Below are 19,364 nucleotides of genomic sequence, written 5' to 3'. Positions count from 1 at the left end.
ACGAATTATAGCGTGGCGGCCTGTTTATCAGGTGCAATGCTTTTTGCGACCTTACCAACGCTCAAGCCTTGTACCAAGATAGAGAAGATAACCACCGCATACGTGAGCGCCAGTAAAATATCACGCTCTGCGCCCGTTGGTAGCTGCAGCACCAGCGCCACCGAGATGCCGCCGCGCAGTCCGCCCCATGTCAGTACTTTCCACGCCCCAGTTGGCAAGTCAAGCTGCCGCTGAAGGGTCTTGGTGGTCATACCGACAACGATAAAACGGGCAAGCAAGGCAATAACAATCGTCAAACCTGCAGCGATAAACAGATTGCCAGAATATGCAATCATCACCACCTCAAGCCCAATTAAGACAAATAAAATCGCATTGAGAATCTCATCGATCAGCTCCCAAAATAGATCGATATAGTGTCGTGTTTTGTCACTCATCGCCAGTGCTCGTCCGCGATTACCGACCATCAGCCCCATCATGACCATGGCCAGTGGCCCTGAGAGATGCCAATGACTGGCCAGCGCATAGCCGCCGATCACCCCCGCCAGCGTCAATAGCACCTCTTCTTGATAACTATCAATGCTCTTTAGCATATAGTACAAAATCGCCCCGAGCACCAGACCAAACACAATACCGCCGCCTGCCTCAACGGCCAAGGTATGGGCCACATAGTTGGCTGTTGGGATATCACCGCTGGATAAAATACCAAGTAGCAGGACAAAAATAACGACGCCGATACCATCATTAAACAATGACTCGCCTGCGATGACGGTCTCTAAGCTTTTTGGAGCGCCAGCTGATGATAAGATGCCCATCACCGCGATAGGGTCGGTCGGCGAGATTAAAGCGCCAAACAACAAACACCAAAGAAACGGCAAGCCAAATCCAAAGAAGGGCAACATAAGGTAGAGCGCAGTGGCGATTAGCAGGGCCGAAACTAGGGTACCCACGCAGGCGAGAATACCAATGGGCAGTCGATAGCGTTTTAAGTCACCGATATTGACATGCAGCGCCCCTGCAAATAAAAGCATCGAGAGCATACCGTCCAATAGCACCTCGGTAAAATCTAGCTGCTCTAGTAAGCTCACTTCATAATCAATGAGCTGGTCGAACCCCAAAAAACCCAAAAAAATCGCACCGATAGATAGGACAATCGAGATGACCATGACTCCAATGGTCGTGGGCAGACCGATAAAGCGATGATTGACATAGGTCAGCAGGGCAGTAATCGATAAAAAGATAGCGCTGATTTCAAGTATGGTCAGGCTGGTTGCAGATGCCATAAAACAGGTCTCTTAGGAGTGATAAGTAGTAAAAGTAATCAGTACAAATTATTTAGCGTGCGCCTGTAGACTTTGGCGAATACTGGCGGCAAAGTCACTGACATAGTGAAAGTGTTGGTGCTGCGAGTTTTTATCAATAATAAAGGCTTTGGCTTGCTGGCACATCGCGCTTACGTCATCGATAAGCTCTTGGTAGCTTAGGTTTTCTTCTCCTGCGCGCTCAATCAGCTGTAGCTCATGCAGCAAGGTCTGCTGCTGTGCTTGATTGACACAGGCATAGTTGAGATTGACCATCGCTTGACACAGCGCCTTTAGGACCATGGCATCCGCTGCAGCATAGCGCCGAATCTCTCCAAGTGAGGTATTGATGAATTCTGATATTTTGGGTGTATAAGTCACCACGGCCAAGATAGCGACGCGCTGCTGCGCCACCACTTGTTTTGGTATGGCGGTATGCGGCGGTTTGTCACGGTGCTCGGCAGGTACATAAAAATGATAGGGGCTAGGCGGCTGACGACGCATCATAATGCTCAGGCAACTGGTGAGCGATTGCACGCAGTTGACGGCTGTTTTTGGGTCATTGATACCAGGTGAGAGGGCGCGCACCGCAATCTCGGTCATCTGCCCCAGACTATAGGCAATATCATTGGAGTGTGCCAGTCGCTGCTCGATACGAATACAACCGGCAAAGCGCTGCCAAAACATACCATCAGGGGCACGTGGTACCACGGCCAACTGCGGCGTTGCGGTTTTTTGCTGATTGTTGGGATGGTCTGTCGGACGTTGATAGAAATGCCCAATGACGTTTTTGTCAGTGACATAATCGCCGAGGTTACTCTGTAGATGCACCACGCCGCCATACTCTTGAGTCAGGGTGATTAATGACTCCAAATAAATGTGCTGCAGGTAGCCGGATTGCGGCGGATAAATCGGCGTTGCCTGCCACTGGCGAAACTGCTCGACATCGTGCTGCTCGACATCGCGCTGATGCTGAATATCACAATAATCGCCATACCAGTAGTGAATATTATTAATGGCATCGTTACTGGCGTTTTGAATGACGTGCGAGGCCTGAATAGCGTGGACCATATGCTGGACAAAATAGACCAATAAAAGCGCACAGATGATCGCCATGATAATCCCAAAGGTCACCGCCAATTGCGGTACGCCAAAGGCCACATCATACTTATGAATCGACTTGAGTACCAACAAGCTATAGCTAAAGGTGCCAATAAACGCCCCTAAGACAAACTGATTTGGTGTGTCTGTCAAAAAGTTGCGTAATAGCCGTGGGCCAAACTGGGAGGAGGCCATCGAAAGGACAGCGATAGTAATTGAGAACGTCGTACCAGCAACGCCCAATACAGCGCCAGCAATCGAGGTCATGATGGCCCGCGCCGCATCGTCATCGCCCGTAAAAGCAAAGGTAATCTCTCGAACGGTCTCGCGGTCAAAGTGCTGATCTATCGTCACCAATACTGGCGCCAGTAAGATGCCGGCGATGACGCAAGCAGTCGGAATAAACCAATAAGAGCCGATCAACTCTTGCCACAAGTTTCTTAAACGATCGGGCAGGTCAGCCAATGTCTGTAACGACCAAAGCTGCGAAAATGCCTTTATCCTTTGCAGTGAAAACATGAGTAGTCGCTTAAAAAAGCCATTTTCAGGGTGTTTGTCCAATGTTCGCGCTCCAAAAATGACTGACGAGATCGTATATAATGAATCTATTTTCAAACAGGTACCGTCCTACAGGGATTCATTGTTCTTGCGTGCTGCGTCTACGCCCTATAGCCGGTTCAAAATAAAATGGTGATAAGTTTAAGCGTGCCGCTAGGGTAATCTTTTGACTATTCATTACCTTATCATATAAATAATAACGATGAAAAACTTAGTAAAAATAAGCCCCTATCATAGGAGCTTATTTTTATCATTATTATGTATTATCAATTAGCTGATTAGACTATAAAACCAAGTACTTATCGCGTTGCTTACTTTTGCTAGCGTAGAGGGTTGCTGATGATTACTATTGGCGCTTGCCAACTGCATTTGCATGGTGTCTGTCGTCACTGCTTGTTTTTGCATACTATCTACTATCAGTGGTAGATTTTTGCCAGCGCTAGATAATATCAAACTCGAGTTTTGCGTGAGCATCGTCCATCTTTGGTTGCCGCCACCTGTACAGCTATAGCGAATGAGTCGAGCGCGATTATTACTCATATAGCCATTTTCTAAGTCAAAGCATTGATTGCCTTGCTTGATGGCGTTGGCGGATACATCCATCTGCCAAACTTGCGAGCTTGCTTGATCATCACAAGGGGCTAGGTTAATGACATTGCCACCTTGCGGCATTAGGCACTGATCTGGTGCCATTTTATTGTGGATACGACCTTTGCTGTCTTGAATCCATTGCTCAGAGTCATCTCCTGTGCAAGCACTTGGTCCGCTGATAAAGGCATTGAGCTTACCATCTTCTAATGTCTCGACCTTAAGACAGTTGTTACCATTCATGAGTGGGCTGACATTTGCTAAAGGCTGATCATCTTGCAGTTCTAATTCGTTGACAAACTTATGAAAGGCAGTGATGACCTCCGGCCCGCCATCGATTAAGTCATCACGATAAACATCGACCCAACGATTTAGGCGATGCATGGTCTGTTGTTGCTGCTCATAACGCTCGAGTACCTGAAAGGCAAGCGGGCTGAGTGCTTGACTGAGCGCATCACGATCACCTTTATAAGAGTGGTATATCAGCTCACCCTCGGCGTCCAAATTGATAGTCGAGTTGGCCGATTGATCGATAAGTTGTTGTTCTAATAGTGGTAATTCGATTTTTCTTAAGGCGCTAAAGCCATGCTCTTTACCAAAAGTAACGGCTGGCTTGATGGGGTCGCTATATGGACCAATAGCAGTTGATGATAATAACACCTGTGCGTCGTTGGCTTTTTTACAATACAAATCGACTTTGTTAGGGTTTTTAGAAATCGCTAAATTGACGTGAAATTTATTGGCATTGCTATTGCCATTCATGCGATGAGGGGCAAGGGCGATGTTATTGACCATATTATTACTATAAGTGACGGTCAGCCAGCAGCTAGCGACGTCAGCTGAAGTGTTCGCCGCCGGTAAATCAAAGACGTTACCCCAGTTACCCCGCGCTGCCGGATAGATAATACCCTTTTGGGTGACAGGGTCATAGCCGCCTAAAATAGTATAAACAGGCACGCCTTGCAGACGCGGTCTTAAATAGTTGCCATCGGCGCTGTTGTACCAAACATTATTAGATCGTGGTACTTTTGGTTGCGCGATCTGCATTCTTTGAAGATCAGAATTCCATTTTTTATAGCCGGTCGGTGAGTCACTGGCGAACATATAACGATCGAAGGCTGGCTGGATTTTGGCTTTTGTACTATAGCCGGTGTAATGAGTATAGCGCGAGATGTCACTGTTATTAGAGCCACCAGACATGGCGTCACGACCATAGCTGTATTGACCTAAGAAAGTAGGTGAGTCTTCAGTACCGGCACCGACGTCTTTTCGCCACCATTCAAAGTTACCCCGCATTCTATTTCTAAGGGGCATGTAACCCCAACCACTATCGGCATGATGTTCTGACCAGAATTTTTTATCACCAACTTTACCTGGATAATGCCCCAATCCATAATGATGACCAATTTCATGACTAAACTCATTACCGACCGAGTCAATCAAAGTCAGCATACCATTGCCACCGCTCAAGCCGTGGTTGAATGTACCGTTGGCGTATTTGCCACGGGCATGGTGTGCATTGACATTTTGGGTGAGCTGCGGCTGCTCTTGGCTTAACATCGATGCGCTAGTGACGCCCCAGTTGGCAAGGTTAATACCGACGCCAAAGGTTGATTTGCCCGTGTTTTCGCGCATATCACCCCTGTATACGCTGCCATCTGAGCTGCTACCTGAAGCCGTATCATAAATAGTACCGTTCGCTACCATCACCCGATCAAGCACGACGTCATCGTATTTAGCGACAGTCATTTTTGCTGCTGGAATGGTCTGGAAATAATCTGCGCCCGCCTTTTCTGGCTGTAGCAGCATATAATGGCCATTGTTGTTTACAGTCACTGGGCTCAAAAGACCAAGACGGATATTGGTTAAGACCAGCTCACCTGGCGCCGCAAAGTCTATTTTATTCTCTAGTAATTCACCGCTACGATTTTGTTCATCGACAATGCGAATCTTAAGGCCGCTTTGTACTTCATTCCAGTTGAGTTTGGTTGACCAAGCGCGCTTACTATAGGCGACCCGTGGTCTATCATCGCTGTTGTTTTGGTCAGATGGTGGGATGTTGGTCGGGTCGTCTAAATTGACCCTGCGTAATAGCAGACCATCTTGATAAATCTCAGCAATCAGTTGATTGATCGCACCCATCTCAAGTGTAGGCGTGACCAATAATAACGCCTCTTTTTCTGCAGTTAGGCGTGGCATGTTTTTTGCTTCGTTGCCCTGAGGATCTACCGTATGATTCTGCCCAAATTGAATCATAGCTTGGAAAGAACCTAGTAAATCAGAACGGATCTCTCGTGTTTCACCGGCACCGTCATAGTCAAAGAAGCCTAATTGATAATAATCAGCACGGTCTTTTTGTGGTTCTGGATATTTGATTGGCGTACTCGGCTCCAGCGGTGTTAATGGTTTGCTAGGTTTGATTGGCGCGCTTGGCTCAAGCGGCGTTAATGGCTCACTAGGTTTGATCGGCGTACTTGGCTCAAGCGGCGTTAATGGCTCACTAGGTTTGATTGGCGTGCTTGGTTCCAGCGGCGTTAATGGCTCACTAGGTTTAATTGGCGTGCTCGGCTCAAGCGGTGTCAGCGGCTCACTTGTATCAGGTGGAACCACCACAGGCGGCTTATCAGATGGTGCAGGCTGTGTGTTGTCATCATTACCTTCACCGCATGCAGATAGCATTATAGAGATGATGCCGATACTTATGGTTTTTAATGGAAACGCTGTGCTATGTGTCAAAAGGATACCCCAACAAATGTGTTGCTGGGAATATAACAGCTATATGAATAAACTGTACTACATTTGTTTTTTTTATTTCCAATTAGCTTTCTTTTATATATTTTAGCAAACTAATTTTTATTATTAGAGCCGTGTGTAGGGTTGTCCGCTTCGGTGATGATTGTGCTTTTGTGTCCCCATCTGCTGGTTTGTGGAGACGGCGGCGTTTTTGGGTCTATAGGAATGATGATTTCATTATCATGTGCATCACATTCAACATTACTGTCCTTGTCATAAGCGGCTGGATCAAAATGCGGGGTCGCAGCTGTGTCGGCTGACTGCTGGGCTGAGCTGTTAGGAGCGGCTTGCGATGTTTTTCTAAATTCAGGTTTTTTAAACAAAGGGTGTGGGGTGTTTTTATTCATGCCTTTATTGTCAGAACTTTTGCGCGGTTCGGCGTTGGTAAAGATAACATTCAACGGCAAATCTAGCTGCTGCTTGGCATAGGCTTCCGTATGCTCAAATCGATCCACTAGGAGGCTGAGCCATGGCTTTTGCTCTTCTACTCTCATCTCATCGAGCTCGTCTTTGATCGGCAAAGGGTAGGGCAGAGTGCGATAAAAATCCCACAATGTCATCTTGCTCAAGTCTTTTTTGAGTACATAATCCTCATCTTCGGTCATGGTGATGAGGTTGCTGTCTTGGAGATAGTTGATATAGGTGTACCATTTGGGTAGCTCTTTGCGGCCCAACACATTGCGCAGGGCTTGCTCACTGACCGCTTCGCCTTTTAGATGATGGGTGTACACAAGGTTTAACATATCGAGTAAGCTGAGCAGCGGATGGCGCGGGTAGACTTCTTCGGTCTCAAAAATGGTCAAGGTATAGCTGATCTCAACGCCTAACAAAATCAAATTCCAAGACAGGTATATCCATAACAAAAAGATAGGCAAGGCGGCAAAGGCTCCGTAAATGGCCTCATAGCTGGTAAAGTTTGCCATCACTGTACCAAACAGATGCTTCATCAGCTCAAAGATAATCGTCACAAAGACCCCAGCGATGGCTGCATTTTTTGCGGGCACACGGGCTTTGGGAATAAACCAATACATCCCTATAAAGCCGGCCATGGTGATACCAACCGACACCACTTGTACCCAAAACCCCCAATCAATACCGTAGCCTGCTATTTGACGATTTAAAAAACTCAAGCTTTGTACCGTGCTCGAAGCGATAAACGCCGTACCCAGCACCATAGGCCCCAAGGTCACAATCGTCCAGTAGCGTAGCAGACTCTTTATACCACCTGAGCGGCTCTCCACCCGCCAGATTTGATTAAAGGCACGCTCAATGGTGGTCAAGGTCATGATGGTGGTAAAAAACAGCACCATGGCGCCGATGATGGTAAGGTTCGATGATTTTTCAGCGAAGCTATTGATATACTCACTGACTTGCATGCTCGATTGCGGCAATAAGTTGCTATAAATCACCTCGTATATCTGCGCTCTGACGGATGCCAGTGCTGGTACAGAGGACAGTATCATGAGCAAAACGGTCAATACAGGCACGATCGACAGCATGGTGGTATACGTAAGGGAGGCAGCTTTTTGTTGGCAGTTGTCTTCAAAAAAGTGCCGCGTCAAAAACCGTAAAAACTGGAACCAGCGCTGATGTAAAAATGGGAGTCTTTTGCTTAAGTTTTCCATAGTGACCGTTTAGCAAGAAGTAGAGAGACAATAGTGTAACAAAGATGCGTCGTTATCATCTGCCGTTTAATTGTGTCAAAATGCACAGCGGCTCAATGCACAGCGGCTCTTTGATAAGGCATCGCGTAACCGTAGCTGGAGTAGGTGCTCGTAAAATAGTCGTCAGCTGGTTTGCATGTCGGTGAATGACTGGGGCATAATGAGCACATCATCGCATCGCCTATCGCGGGCGATATCGTTATTGATCGGTAAATAATGACACATAGATAATAATATCAATGATTTTATGAGGAAGGACGGTTAATGAGTCAGGCCAACCCTTACGTTTTGGTGCTTTATTATTCAAATTATGGCACGACGAAGACATTAGCATACGCCATCGCTCAAGGTATCGAAGAGGCTGGGATGACAGCGCGCATCCGTACAGTGCCGACCGTCGCGCCTGAGACCACGTCCAGCAAACCTGCGATTCCTGATGAGGGCGATCTGTATTGCACTATGGACGATCTCAAAGATTGTAGCGGCCTTGCACTCGGTAGCCCCACGCACTTTGGCAATATGGCCGCGCCCATGAAGTACTTTTGGGACAATACGGTCACGCTTTGGCTGGCGGGCAATCTACAAAACAAACCTGCCTCAGTATTTACGGCGACAGGTTCGATGCATGGTGGCCAAGAGTCCACATTGCTCACGATGATGTTGCCATTGATGCATCACGGTATGATCATCGTTGGGGTACCGTATGCTGAACCTGCATTAAATCGGACGCATCGCGGCGGGACGCCTTATGGTGCCAGTCATGTGAGCGGTGCATTACATGACCAGCCAGTCTCTGATGATGAGCGCGAGCTCGGTATCGCTCAAGGTCGGCGTTTGGCGATTAGTGCCCGTGCATTGGCGCAGGCCAATTGGCAACGATAAACGGCTTTTGTCTTCTACTATCTTTTATCTTCTATCTTCTACTATACTGTCAGTAGCCCCCAACTGTCGCTGCTGTGAATGAGGAAACCTGTATCTCTAATGGCTACCAACCGCTCTGATAGCGACACCCATAGCAACGCGCCAACTGTAGAGTCTGGGCGCGCGGCCACACCGCAAAAACCTATTACGCCCATGCGTCAGCGCTTGATGATGACGTGGCTGATTTGGTTGGTGTATAGACTGCTTGGGTTGCCTATCTTAATCAATGTGTTTAATGCCAGTCACCCTGATATTGTGGGCGGTATCGCATGGCAAGCACTATGGCTTTTGCCAGCTTTTATACTGACGCCATGGATCGTGCGCGGGCGCTCGCCTTATGCATTACTGGTCGGTAGTATGTTTACTCTAGTATATTTGGGCGCAAGTGGAGTGGTGCTGTTTACTCGCGCGTATGGCAGCAGCTGGGCGGAAATAGCGGTATATCTGTTTGATTTTGTATTGTTGTTTGCCATCAATGTTTGGCTGTTTATTTTACTAAAACGCCTGCCGTCGATGAATAATGTCGTCAAGAAGCCGCGCTCTCGCTAGATTGATTTTTACCTCTGCTGTTGGCATAAAAAATCTTAGATAACAAAAAGATTGGATAACAAAAAGCGGCACTCTCATGTAGAGTACCGCTTTTTTTATAAGGCTCGCTCAGCGTCAAGTGAGCGATAAGCTGAAACTTAATTGACCTTAGTCAGCTCTAGATCCATCTTTTTACCATCGTTAATCTGACTGACTTTTACGGGCAGATAATCCAAGCTTGGCGCTAACCAAAAACTGGTTGAGCGGTCATTGTCGTCATGAATACGGTCAACACGGACAGTATCAAAGGTACCGGCTGGTACCGTGACTTTGGTATTGCCCGATTTTTTAAATGGCGTTTTTTCTACCTTGTCTTTTTTGGCCATGTAGTAGTTACCAGAGAACTTACCGTTTAGTAAATCTTGACGAATTTGCACCTCAAGACTTAAGTCATCAAAGGCTTGCTGCGCCATATCCATGGTCATGGTTTTGCCTTTATAAGTACTGGTGACTTTTTTGCTGCTTGGGTTAAAGCTTAGCTTGTGCGTACGGCCGAGACCCAGCAGTTTATAAGTGGTGCTGGCCTGCGTTGGAATGACGTTGTTACCCTTGATGGTAAAGGTACTGCTTTGCGACGCATTGGCAACACCTGCCACCCGTGCTTTGACATTATACTTCCAAGTATTGCCCGATTTGCCTAGCGTACGGGTGGCGGTGCCTTTGTATTTGTCTTCTACCGTAAAGCTATAATTGGCACTAGAGGGCTGGACGGTTTTGGCGCTAGCGAGGGTGGGTGCGGTCATACTCAAGGCTCCAATAGCAGCAATGCTCACACCTGTGGTGAAGGCGGACAATACTGTCGATTTGCTGCGGGCGGGGTTGTTAATGTTAGATTTAGATATAAAGCTCATGGATAGTCCTTAATACATTCTGTTTATCACTGTCTGTTTAAAACTGCTTGAGCAGTGGTAAATTATTGCTATTATTATGATCTCAGAGACTATGATGGTCATACTCTGTTACACTTTCAAGGCAGGCGCTCCCAAGTGACGTTTGCCTCTTGTAGCCAATATTGCTAGCCATGCGGTCGTCCTATCTGTACGTAACTTGCTGTAAAATCAGTAAGGCACAGCGCTGCCTACAAAGTTACCCAATAAGGCTGCCTGATAGCTAATATACGAACAAGATAAAAAATTCTTGTAAATTTTTGGTTTTTACACTTGAACCAAACTCCCCCTGCCCCCACTTTTTGATACAAGCTCAAAGCTTATCTATGAGATGTCACTTTTTGGTCACATTTCTTATAGATACTGGTCTTGAGACCATTAATTCAAATAAACCCTTTAACGTTATAACCAACTTTTGGAGTCATATCGATGAACATTCGTCCTTTACATGACCGTATCGTCGTTCGCCGCGTAGAAGAAGAGCAAAAGACTGCTGGTGGTATCTTACTACCTGGTTCGGCACAAGAAAAACCATCACAAGGTGAAGTGTTGGCAACAGGCAATGGTCAGATTCGTGACAATGGTGACATTCGCGCGTTAGATGTAAAAGCTGGCGACAAAGTCTTGTTCGGTCAATATGCTGGTCAAACTGTGAAAGTTGACGGCGAAGAACTACTTATTATGAAAGAGTCTGATGTATTGGGTGTGCTAGAAGGCTAGTCCTTTTGAGTATGATTGAGTACTCAGCATATCTTTGACCATAGACGTCTGTAATGAACTATATTTAATGACGCTCATTTAAAACGTCAAGCTGGTCAATACACTATCGACTCATTTGAATGTATTTTTATACTTATAATAATGGAGTAAATTAACATGGCAAAAGATGTAAAATTCGGTATTGATGCTCGTAAACAAATGATGGACGGTGTCAACGTTTTGGCAAACGCTGTAAAAGTCACGCTAGGCCCTAAAGGTCGCAACGTGGTGATTGACAAGTCTTTTGGCGCACCAACCATCACCAAAGACGGTGTGTCGGTTGCCAAAGAGATCGAGCTTGAAAACAAATTCGAAAACATGGGCGCGCAGTTGGTTCGTGAAGTCGCGAGCCGTACCAACGATGTCGCTGGTGACGGTACCACGACTGCAACCGTACTTGCTCAATCAATTTTGCAAGAAGGCATGAAGTCTGTCGCTGCTGGCATGAACCCAATGGATCTAAAACGCGGTATCGACAAAGCGGTACGCGAAGCGGTTAAAGAGATTCATAACCTATCTACCCCAGCTGATGATCACAAAGCAATCGCCCAAGTAGGCTCTATCTCTGCCAACTCAGACACCAAAATCGGTGAGCTGATCTCGCAAGCGATGGAAAAAGTCGGCAAGCAAGGCGTGATCACGGTTGAAGAAGGTTCAAGCTTTGAAGATACCCTAGAAGTGGTTGAAGGTATGCAGTTTGACCGTGGTTATATCAGCCCATACTTTGCCAACAAGCAAGACAGCCTAACAGCTGAATTTGAAAACCCATACATCTTGCTAGTTGACAAAAAAATCAGTAACATCCGTGAAATCGTGCCACTACTTGAGCAAGTGATGCAGCAAAGCAAGCCATTGCTAATCATTGCTGAAGACGTAGAAAACGAAGCATTGGCTACGTTAGTGGTCAACAACATGCGTGGCGGCCTAAAAACTTGTGCTGTTAAAGCACCAGGTTTCGGCGATCGTCGTAAGGCCATGCTAGAAGATATCGCAACGCTCACTGGCGGTACGGTCATCTCTGAAGAGATTGGTCTGAGCCTTGAGACGGCGACCCTAGAGCAATTGGGTACTGCGAAAAAAGTCACTGTTGGTAAAGAAAACACCGTCATCGTCGATGGTGCTGGTAACAAAGCAGACATCGATAACCGCGTTGAGTCTATCAACCGTCAAATCGCAGAGTCTACCTCTGACTACGACAAAGAAAAGCTACAAGAGCGTGTGGCAAAACTAGCAGGCGGCGTAGCAGTTATCAAAGTCGGCGCGGCTACTGAAACTGAAATGAAAGAGAAAAAAGACCGCGTTGACGATGCGCTACATGCCACTCGCGCTGCGGTTGAAGAAGGTGTCGTCCCTGGTGGCGGTGTTGCATTAGTCCGTGCGATGAGTGCCTTGTCTGACTTAACTGGCGACAACGACGACCAAAACGCAGGTATCAACATTCTACGCCGCGCGATGGAAGCACCACTTCGTCAAATCGTCACCAACTCAGGCGAAGAAGCATCAGTGGTCGTCAATGAGGTGAAAGGCGGTAGCGGTAACTATGGCTATAACGCTGCGAGTGGCGAGTATGGCGATATGCTAGAGATGGGTATCCTTGACCCTGCCAAAGTATCACGCTCAGCATTAGAAAACGCAGCCTCTGTTGCCGGTCTGATGCTCACGACTGAAGCGATGATTACTGATCTACCAGAAGGTGATGACCCAATGGCTGCTATGGGCGGCGCTGCTGGTGGAATGGGCGGTATGGGTGGAATGGGCGGCATGATGTAATTTATGCCTCGTTATAGCAAAATAATAAAGTCATACTCGCTTTTGTAAGAATGTACAGTCAGTAGATATTTCTACTGACTGTCAACCGTCCAGTCGGGTTGCTGTCACCATATGACTGGTTTTAAGTTAAACTAGAATAGACAGCAAAGTCTGAGCTGCTTCACCCCGACTCATTATGAGACGTGGAGCAACGTTATAGGAGTGTCTGGTTTTATGGCACAACCGATTTCGACGGGTTCAGCAGCTCTAACTGTTCGTATAAGTGCTTTGATTGCTTTATATACTACTTTTATATATCTTGATCCTATTGCTCTTGTATTAGCGCTTATAGTTTTGTGGTTGCTAATAGAACGGTAAGAGTAGGGTACGTAGCTTGGGAAGTTACGTACCTTTTTTTATTAGTTTTTGTAAAACCCTTACTGATTCTTCTCATCACGACGAAACGTCCACGTCTTATCATCAGACAGCTCATCGACATAATAATATCCTGCCAAGTCAAACTGCTTTAATTGCTCAGCCTTGGTCAATTTATTGTCAGCAGCATATTTCACCATCAGGCCGCGCGCTTTTTTGGCATAAAAGCTAATTACTTTATAGTTGCCGTTTTTTTCGTCCTCAAATCTAGGCGTGATAACCTTAGCATTTAACGTTTTCTTTTTTACCGACTTAAAATACTCATTAGACGCTAAATTAATCAATACCTTGTCTTCGCTATTTGCCAGCCGCGCATTGATTACCTTGGTGACTTCCTCGCCCCAAAACTCGTATAAGTTATCTCCGCGCTCATTTTTCAGCTTAGTGCCCATCTCTAAGCGGTACGGCTGAATCAAATCTAGTGGTTTCAATACGCCATACAGCCCCGACAAAATACCCAAATGCTCATTGACGTAGATGGCAGTGTCCTTGTCCATACCATACATATCCAGACCCGTATAAACATCGCCATCAAATAGATAAGCGGCAGGCTTGGCGTTTGCGGTGGTAAAAGGTTTGTCATTATCCCATTGCCACTGCTGGTTGCGCGCTGCATTGAGCTGCGCCAAATCGTCAGAGATGCTCATCAGCGCTTGCAAATCAACCGGCTCTTTTGTCTTAAGTATTTTCATTAATGCCTGCGCATGGTCAATCAGCTCAGGCTGGCTATAGTAGTTGCCTAGGTTGACAGGGATGTCGTCTGTCTCATTTAAAGACTTGGCGGGAGAGAGTAAAAAATACATGGCTAATCCTTATTCTGTGAAGTCAATGACTTATCCATCGCGGTGTCAAGTGCTCTGATTATACCTTATATGCAATTTTAACGTGATTTGACGTCATGGTTGAGGGATTTTGCTGCTTTATCGAGTAATAATAAACATTTGAAAGGTAGTTAAGATGACCAGTAGGCTATATTTGGTAAGGGGTTAGCTTTCGTAGAAAAATAAAAGTTTTTAATATAACAATAAAAGTTATCCAGATGGTGTAAATGCCTAACTTTTAATTTTACTTGTTGGTCACCATTAGGCAATGAAAGTTGGCGGATGATGTCTCTATAATAAAAAGACATGATGGTGATGTAGTCATCATTTATTAAATTGATAGCCTTTGGTCAACATTTTGAACCAACAACGACCAAAGGTTTTTTTGTCCCCTGTGCTTTTTAAATGTGCGTTGAGGGTATTAAAGGTAGTCATTGAGACGTAAATAAAGTCATTAGACGTAAGTAAGGAGACGGTATGAAAATCGGTGTAATCAGTGCAGATATCGCAAGCGAGAGCCGTGTCGCGCTAACCCCAGACGCGGTCAAAAAACTGCGTAAGCTTGGGTTTGAGGTCGTCATCCAGTCAGGTGCAGGGCAGGCAGCCTACTATGCTGATGCGCTGTATCAGGCGGCAGGAGCCGACATTGCCAGCAGCAGCGCCGAGGTGATTGCCCAGTCTCAAATTATTACCACCATTCACGACTTGCCCACCGAAGTGACAGAGCATTTGAGAGCAGGCCAAATCGTCGTCGGTATGCTAGACCCTTACCGCAATACGCAGCTAGACACTTATGCTGCTAAAGGCGTTACGGCCTTTGCGATGGAGCTATTACCGCGCACACTGTCACGTGCCCAAAACATGGATGTGCTGTCGTCACAAGCCAACCTTGCAGGCTACAAAGCAGTGCTGCTGGCCGCCAATGAATACTCGCGCCCATTTCCGATGTTTATGACCTCGGCAGGGACAGTAAAACCCGCTAAAGTAGTGATCTTGGGTGTCGGTGTTGCAGGGTTACAAGCCATCGCGACAGCCAAGCGTTTGGGCGCGGTGGTAGAAGCCAGTGATCTGCGCCCTGCTGCGAAAGAGCAGGTGGAGTCGCTGGGCGGTAAGTGGCTGGATGTGCCGATGAGTGACGATGAAGCACAAAAAGCCAAAGCAACGGGCGGCTATGCGTGGACGCCATCAGAACAATATATCAAAGATCAAGCTGCAGTCGTCGATAAGGCGTTGAGCAATGCCGATATTGTCATTACCACAGCACAAATCCCTGGTCGCCAAGCTCCGCGCTTGGTTCATCAGGCAACCCTTGCCAAAATGAAAGCTGGCTCGGTGCTGATCGATATGGCAGCTGGCACAGGCGGTAACGTCGAGGGCAGTGCACCAAATGAGACTGTCACCACAGACAATGGCGTGCGTATCGTTGGCGCGGCCAATATTCCATCACAGCTAGCGGCGCAGTCTTCAGACTTGTATGCCAATAACCTTGTCAATTTTATCACCACCTTAATTGCACCAGCTGCTACAGATGACGCGTCAGCAAACAAACTGGCACTGAACTTAGATATGGAAGATGAGATTCAGGGTGCACTGGCAGTGACCCACGACAACCAAGTACGCTTGGCCAAACGCTAGCCCTTGCTGATCGCCATGCATTTGCCAGACACGAATAAATTTTTAGGAGGATAAGATGATTGCCACCATTTTAGCGGCAGCGCCTGCCGGTGCCGCCATGAGTAGCACACCATTTGTCGCGATTTTTACCGTATTTGTACTCGCTATCTTTGTTGGATATTACGTCGTCTGGGGCGTGACCCCAGCGCTACATACGCCATTGATGGCGGTGACCAACGCCTTATCAAGTATCGTGATCGTCGGTGCGATGCTACAGACCGTCCATATCGACGGCTCGATGATTACCCCGACCAGTTTTCTTGGTGCTTTTGCGGTATTTTTGGCCAGTATCAATATCTTTGGTGGTTTTGCGGTGACTGAACGTATGCTCGCGATGTTTAAGCCCAAAGCAAAAAAAGCGCCAGTAGCAACATCTGAAAATGGAGGTGATGCATGAGCGATTTAACCCAATTTATTGCCACCAATGCAGATTGGTTTTATTTAGTCGGCGCTATCCTCTTTGTTTTAACGTTACGCGGATTGTCGAGTCCAAAGACGGCGATTCGTGGCAACCGCTTTGGTATGGCAGCGATGGCCATTGCTGTTATCACCACCTTTTTCTTAGCAGAAGGCCCTGTACTGTGGTTAATCATCGGTGCGATGATCTTAGGTGCCATCGTCGGCATGTGGAAAGCAAAAACCGTTGCGATGACGCAAATGCCAGAAACGGTGGCGTTGATGCACTCATTTGTCGGTCTGGCGGCGGTGGCGATTGCACTGGCCACAGTACTGCATACCGAGCAGCAGCATGGTGCGGTTGCTCGTGTTGAGCTATTTATCGGGTGCTTTATCGGTGCGATTACTTTTTCTGCCTCTGTCTTTGCTTTTGGTAAGCTTGCGGCAAAAAGCTGGGCAAAAACAGTCACTGGCGGCTGGGTAAAACCTGTTCAAGCCTTGCTATTTATAGCGATGATTGGGTTTGGCGGAGTGTATTTTGTCACGGATTCCTTGCCCGCGTTTTATGCGATGGCAGTGATTGCAGTGATTTTTGGCTGGATGTGGATTGCGCCCATCGGCGGCGGTGATATGCCAGTGGTCGTGTCGCTACTGAACTCATTTTCAGGTTGGGCGGCAGCAGGTATTGGCTTTACGCTGGGCAACTCGATGCTTATTATCGCAGGTTCGCTCGTCGGCTCCTCAGGTGCGATTTTGTCTTATATCATGTGTAAAGCCATGAACCGCTCTCTACTAAACGTTTTGTTTGGTGGTATGGGCACGTCAGCGGCCGCTGCAGGCGATGATGATGGCGCACCAAAAACATATAAAGCAGGCTCAGCAGAAGACGCAGGGTTCCTTATGTCCAATGCCAGCAATGTGGTCATCGTACCAGGTTACGGTATGGCACAAGGCCGCGCGCAAAATGCGGTAAAAGAGCTATACGAGCTGCTAAAAGAAGAAGGTGTCAACGTTCGCTTTGCCATTCATCCTGTTGCTGGTCGTATGCCAGGGCACATGAACGTACTATTGGCAGAGGCCGACGTGCCTTATGACGATATCCTAGAGATGGATGAGATTAATTCCGACTTTGCCAGTACCGATGTGGTCTTGGTCATCGGTGCCAACGACGTCGTCAACCCGTCAGCAAAAGACGATCCGACATCTCCTATCTTTGGTATGCCCATTTTAGAAGCCAACAAAGCGCAAACGGTAATGGTCATCAAGCGTTCGATGAGCACCGGCTATGCAGGTCTTGATAACAGCCTCTTCTATATGGACAAAACCATGATGATCTTTGGCGATGCCAAAAAGATGGTCGAAGAGATGGTACGTAGTATCAATGGCGGCGGTCATTAATCGCTAAAATCAGCTTTTTAGCACAAGTTTTGAGTATGTTTTCTTAAATAAAAAAGTCACTTAGGTGGCTTTTTTGCGTTAAGGTAGGCCATCTTTCTATTCAGTTAGACTTTATACAAAATCAGAATTAAGAGAGTCATTTATGAACATGTTGATACGTTTTTTTATTATGATCAGTTTGCTAAAACAGCAGCGTAATAAACAGTCAGTAAAACAGTGTCTGAGCGCCGAGATGTTGGCCGCACCGATAGTACGTCAGTACCGTGTCTTGCCGCACGATATGGGGTTTCGCGATCATCTGCCCAATTATCGTTATTTGTCTTTTATAGAATTAAACATCACCAATTGGCTGATGACTTGCTGTCATCGAAAAGGGATAAAAAATCTTGGCTGGATTATTGCTATGCAAGAGATGGTCTATCTTAAAGAAATTAAATTTCTTAATAAAATGACAGTAAATAGCGTACTTGTCGGTTGGGATACAAAATACGTGTATTTTGAAACGCGGTTTTTTGTCAAACATCAATTGATGGGTATTGGGATGACGAAGTTTGTCTTGACCGATAAAAAAGGCAAGTGCGCGCCGGCGGTATTGGATATGCTCGGCGAGCAGACACATGACGTCATCGACTCATGGAATGCGCATCAAGTAGCGATAAAGTCTGCGCCAACTGTTCACTAGCTGACCGTAAGACAGTTTGGTGAAACAACATGGCTATAATCGGCTGCCGAAGTTTGGTACGATGTAGGCTGCTAAATCGTCGATAAGAGAACTGACAAAAGAGCTGACAAGCGATCGCGCCACTCAACGTAATATTTTTAACTGACACAAGCTAAGGAGCCACCATGACCCCGCAAAAACTAAAATGGACAGACAGCCTCGATATCGCCATTGAGCTTTATGAGAAGTTTCCAGAGGTCGACCCGCAGTACATTCGTTTTACTGATTTGCACCGCTGGGTGACTGAGCTTGAAGGCTTTGATGATGATCCGCAGCGCTCAAACGAAGGTATTTTAGAAGCCATTCAAATGAATTGGATCGATGAAGCCGATTAAGGCGATTTTCTTCTTTAACAGTACATCCAATAACAATAACAGAGAACAACAGGGCAGGCAGCATCATGACGTCTCAAATTAAAGAGTTAGCCGAAGCGATAGCTTGTAATGGTATTAGCATTCGTACCACCAATCACGCTGAAATTAGCCATGAAACGGCGAAACTGGGCCGCTTATGGCAAAAGTTTTATCAAAATCACATGGGCGACTTGCCTGAAGGTGAAGATATTTATGGCGTTTACCACAATTATGAGAGCGATGATTTGGTCGGCGCTTTTGATGTGGTGGCCAGTTGGGAGGTGACGGGTGAACCTGAGGCCTCAAACGCGCCTAATCCTGCAGGCGGCTTGGTCGCGGTAAACATTCCTGCAGGCAAGTATTTGGTTTTCTCTGAAACAGGCAATATGCCAAATACGGTAATGAATGCATGGGAAAAGGCATGGGAGTACTTTAACGATCCAAACTGTGAACACACTCGCAACTTTGATGTAGACTTTGAGCACTATATCGATGGGAATTTAGAGTACGGCCAAGTCGACCTTTATATAGGTATTAAATAAAGCCGTAACTAGGGCGTGTCCTTATTTTAAAAATGGCGATAAAAATGAGATAAATCGCCGTCAAACAAGGAAAATAGCGCAGATAATATTGAGATATTAGTCAGCTATTTGACACCGT

Annotated in this window: 16 protein-coding genes; 10 read left to right on the top strand and 6 right to left on the bottom strand. The window is 46.5% G+C overall.

Going from position 1 to position 19,364, the window contains the following annotated elements; genetic code table 11:
* Positions 1-5: 5 nt before the first annotated feature.
* From J3491_RS04055 to J3491_RS04040, 4 genes are all read right to left on the bottom strand, one after another.
* On the bottom strand, positions 6-1,280 hold the full coding sequence (locus J3491_RS04055; RefSeq protein ID WP_075102308.1) for a cation:proton antiporter: 1,275 nt from the start codon (positions 1,278-1,280) through the stop codon (positions 6-8).
* Between the two features lie 48 nt (positions 1,281-1,328).
* Positions 1,329-2,918, bottom strand: a complete 1,590-nt coding sequence (locus tag J3491_RS04050; RefSeq protein ID WP_207969309.1) for a DUF2254 domain-containing protein — start codon at positions 2,916-2,918, stop codon at positions 1,329-1,331.
* Between the two features lie 309 nt (positions 2,919-3,227).
* The gene (locus J3491_RS04045) at positions 3,228-6,224 is read right to left on the bottom strand and encodes a M66 family metalloprotease (RefSeq protein ID WP_207969345.1); all 2,997 of its coding nucleotides are present in this window, start codon (positions 6,222-6,224) and stop codon (positions 3,228-3,230) included.
* A gap of 167 nt (positions 6,225-6,391) precedes the next feature.
* Complete coding sequence (locus tag J3491_RS04040; protein WP_207969308.1) at positions 6,392-7,963, bottom strand: YihY/virulence factor BrkB family protein; 1,572 nt, start codon at positions 7,961-7,963, stop codon at positions 6,392-6,394.
* 303 nt (positions 7,964-8,266) lie between these two features.
* On the opposite strand from J3491_RS04040, the gene wrbA reads away from it, so the two are divergent.
* Complete coding sequence (gene wrbA / locus J3491_RS04035) at positions 8,267-8,884, top strand: NAD(P)H:quinone oxidoreductase (RefSeq protein ID WP_207969307.1); 618 nt, start codon at positions 8,267-8,269, stop codon at positions 8,882-8,884.
* 99 nt (positions 8,885-8,983) lie between these two features.
* A complete protein-coding gene (locus J3491_RS04030) occupies positions 8,984-9,472 on the top strand; it encodes a hypothetical protein (RefSeq protein WP_207969306.1) in 489 nt (162 codons plus the stop codon).
* 137 nt (positions 9,473-9,609) lie between these two features.
* On the opposite strand, the gene J3491_RS04025 is transcribed toward J3491_RS04030, so the two are convergent.
* Complete coding sequence (locus J3491_RS04025; protein ID WP_075102315.1) at positions 9,610-10,362, bottom strand: DUF3108 domain-containing protein; 753 nt, start codon at positions 10,360-10,362, stop codon at positions 9,610-9,612.
* Between the two features lie 465 nt (positions 10,363-10,827).
* Here J3491_RS04025 and J3491_RS04020 point away from each other — a divergent pair, with 465 nt between their 5' ends.
* Positions 10,828-11,118 carry a co-chaperone GroES gene (locus J3491_RS04020; RefSeq protein ID WP_075102316.1) on the top strand — a complete coding sequence of 97 codons (291 nt, stop codon included), beginning with the start codon at positions 10,828-10,830 and terminating at the stop codon, positions 11,116-11,118.
* Between the two features lie 156 nt (positions 11,119-11,274).
* A complete protein-coding gene (gene groL / locus J3491_RS04015) occupies positions 11,275-12,927 on the top strand; it encodes a chaperonin GroEL (RefSeq protein ID WP_207969305.1) in 1,653 nt (550 codons plus the stop codon).
* A 416-nt stretch (positions 12,928-13,343) separates the two neighbouring features.
* On the opposite strand, the gene yaaA is transcribed toward groL, so the two are convergent.
* Positions 13,344-14,144, bottom strand: coding sequence for a peroxide stress protein YaaA (gene yaaA / locus J3491_RS04010; protein WP_207969304.1), 801 nt, complete (start codon positions 14,142-14,144; stop codon positions 13,344-13,346).
* A gap of 495 nt (positions 14,145-14,639) precedes the next feature.
* On the opposite strand from yaaA, the gene J3491_RS04005 reads away from it, so the two are divergent.
* The 6 genes from J3491_RS04005 to J3491_RS03980 all read left to right on the top strand — a co-directional run bounded on the left by J3491_RS04005 (position 14,640) and on the right by J3491_RS03980 (position 19,246).
* A complete protein-coding gene (locus J3491_RS04005) occupies positions 14,640-15,797 on the top strand; it encodes a Re/Si-specific NAD(P)(+) transhydrogenase subunit alpha (protein ID WP_207969303.1) in 1,158 nt (385 codons plus the stop codon).
* A 97-nt stretch (positions 15,798-15,894) separates the two neighbouring features.
* Entirely contained in the window at positions 15,895-16,233 is a 339-nt protein-coding gene (locus J3491_RS04000; protein WP_207969344.1) for a proton-translocating transhydrogenase family protein, read from the top strand.
* Entirely contained in the window at positions 16,230-17,630 is a 1,401-nt protein-coding gene (locus J3491_RS03995) for an NAD(P)(+) transhydrogenase (Re/Si-specific) subunit beta (protein ID WP_207969302.1), read from the top strand. Before J3491_RS04000 ends, J3491_RS03995 begins: the two co-directional genes overlap by 4 nt.
* 142 nt (positions 17,631-17,772) lie before the next feature.
* Positions 17,773-18,312, top strand: a complete 540-nt coding sequence (locus J3491_RS03990; RefSeq protein ID WP_207969301.1) for an acyl-CoA thioesterase — start codon at positions 17,773-17,775, stop codon at positions 18,310-18,312.
* Between the two features lie 164 nt (positions 18,313-18,476).
* Positions 18,477-18,686, top strand: a complete 210-nt coding sequence (gene iscX, locus J3491_RS03985) for a Fe-S cluster assembly protein IscX (RefSeq protein ID WP_071003236.1) — start codon at positions 18,477-18,479, stop codon at positions 18,684-18,686.
* Between the two features lie 65 nt (positions 18,687-18,751).
* Positions 18,752-19,246 (top strand): GyrI-like domain-containing protein, encoded by a 495-nt coding sequence (locus tag J3491_RS03980; RefSeq protein ID WP_075102323.1) that lies wholly within the window; start codon positions 18,752-18,754, stop codon positions 19,244-19,246.
* Positions 19,247-19,364: the final 118 nt, after the last annotated feature.

Source organism: Psychrobacter halodurans, from assembly GCF_017498075.1.
GTDB lineage: Bacteria > Pseudomonadota > Gammaproteobacteria > Pseudomonadales > Moraxellaceae > Psychrobacter > Psychrobacter celer.
The sequence above is the reverse complement of the archived record's forward strand: the minus strand, read 5'-3'. Positions and strand labels throughout refer to the sequence as shown.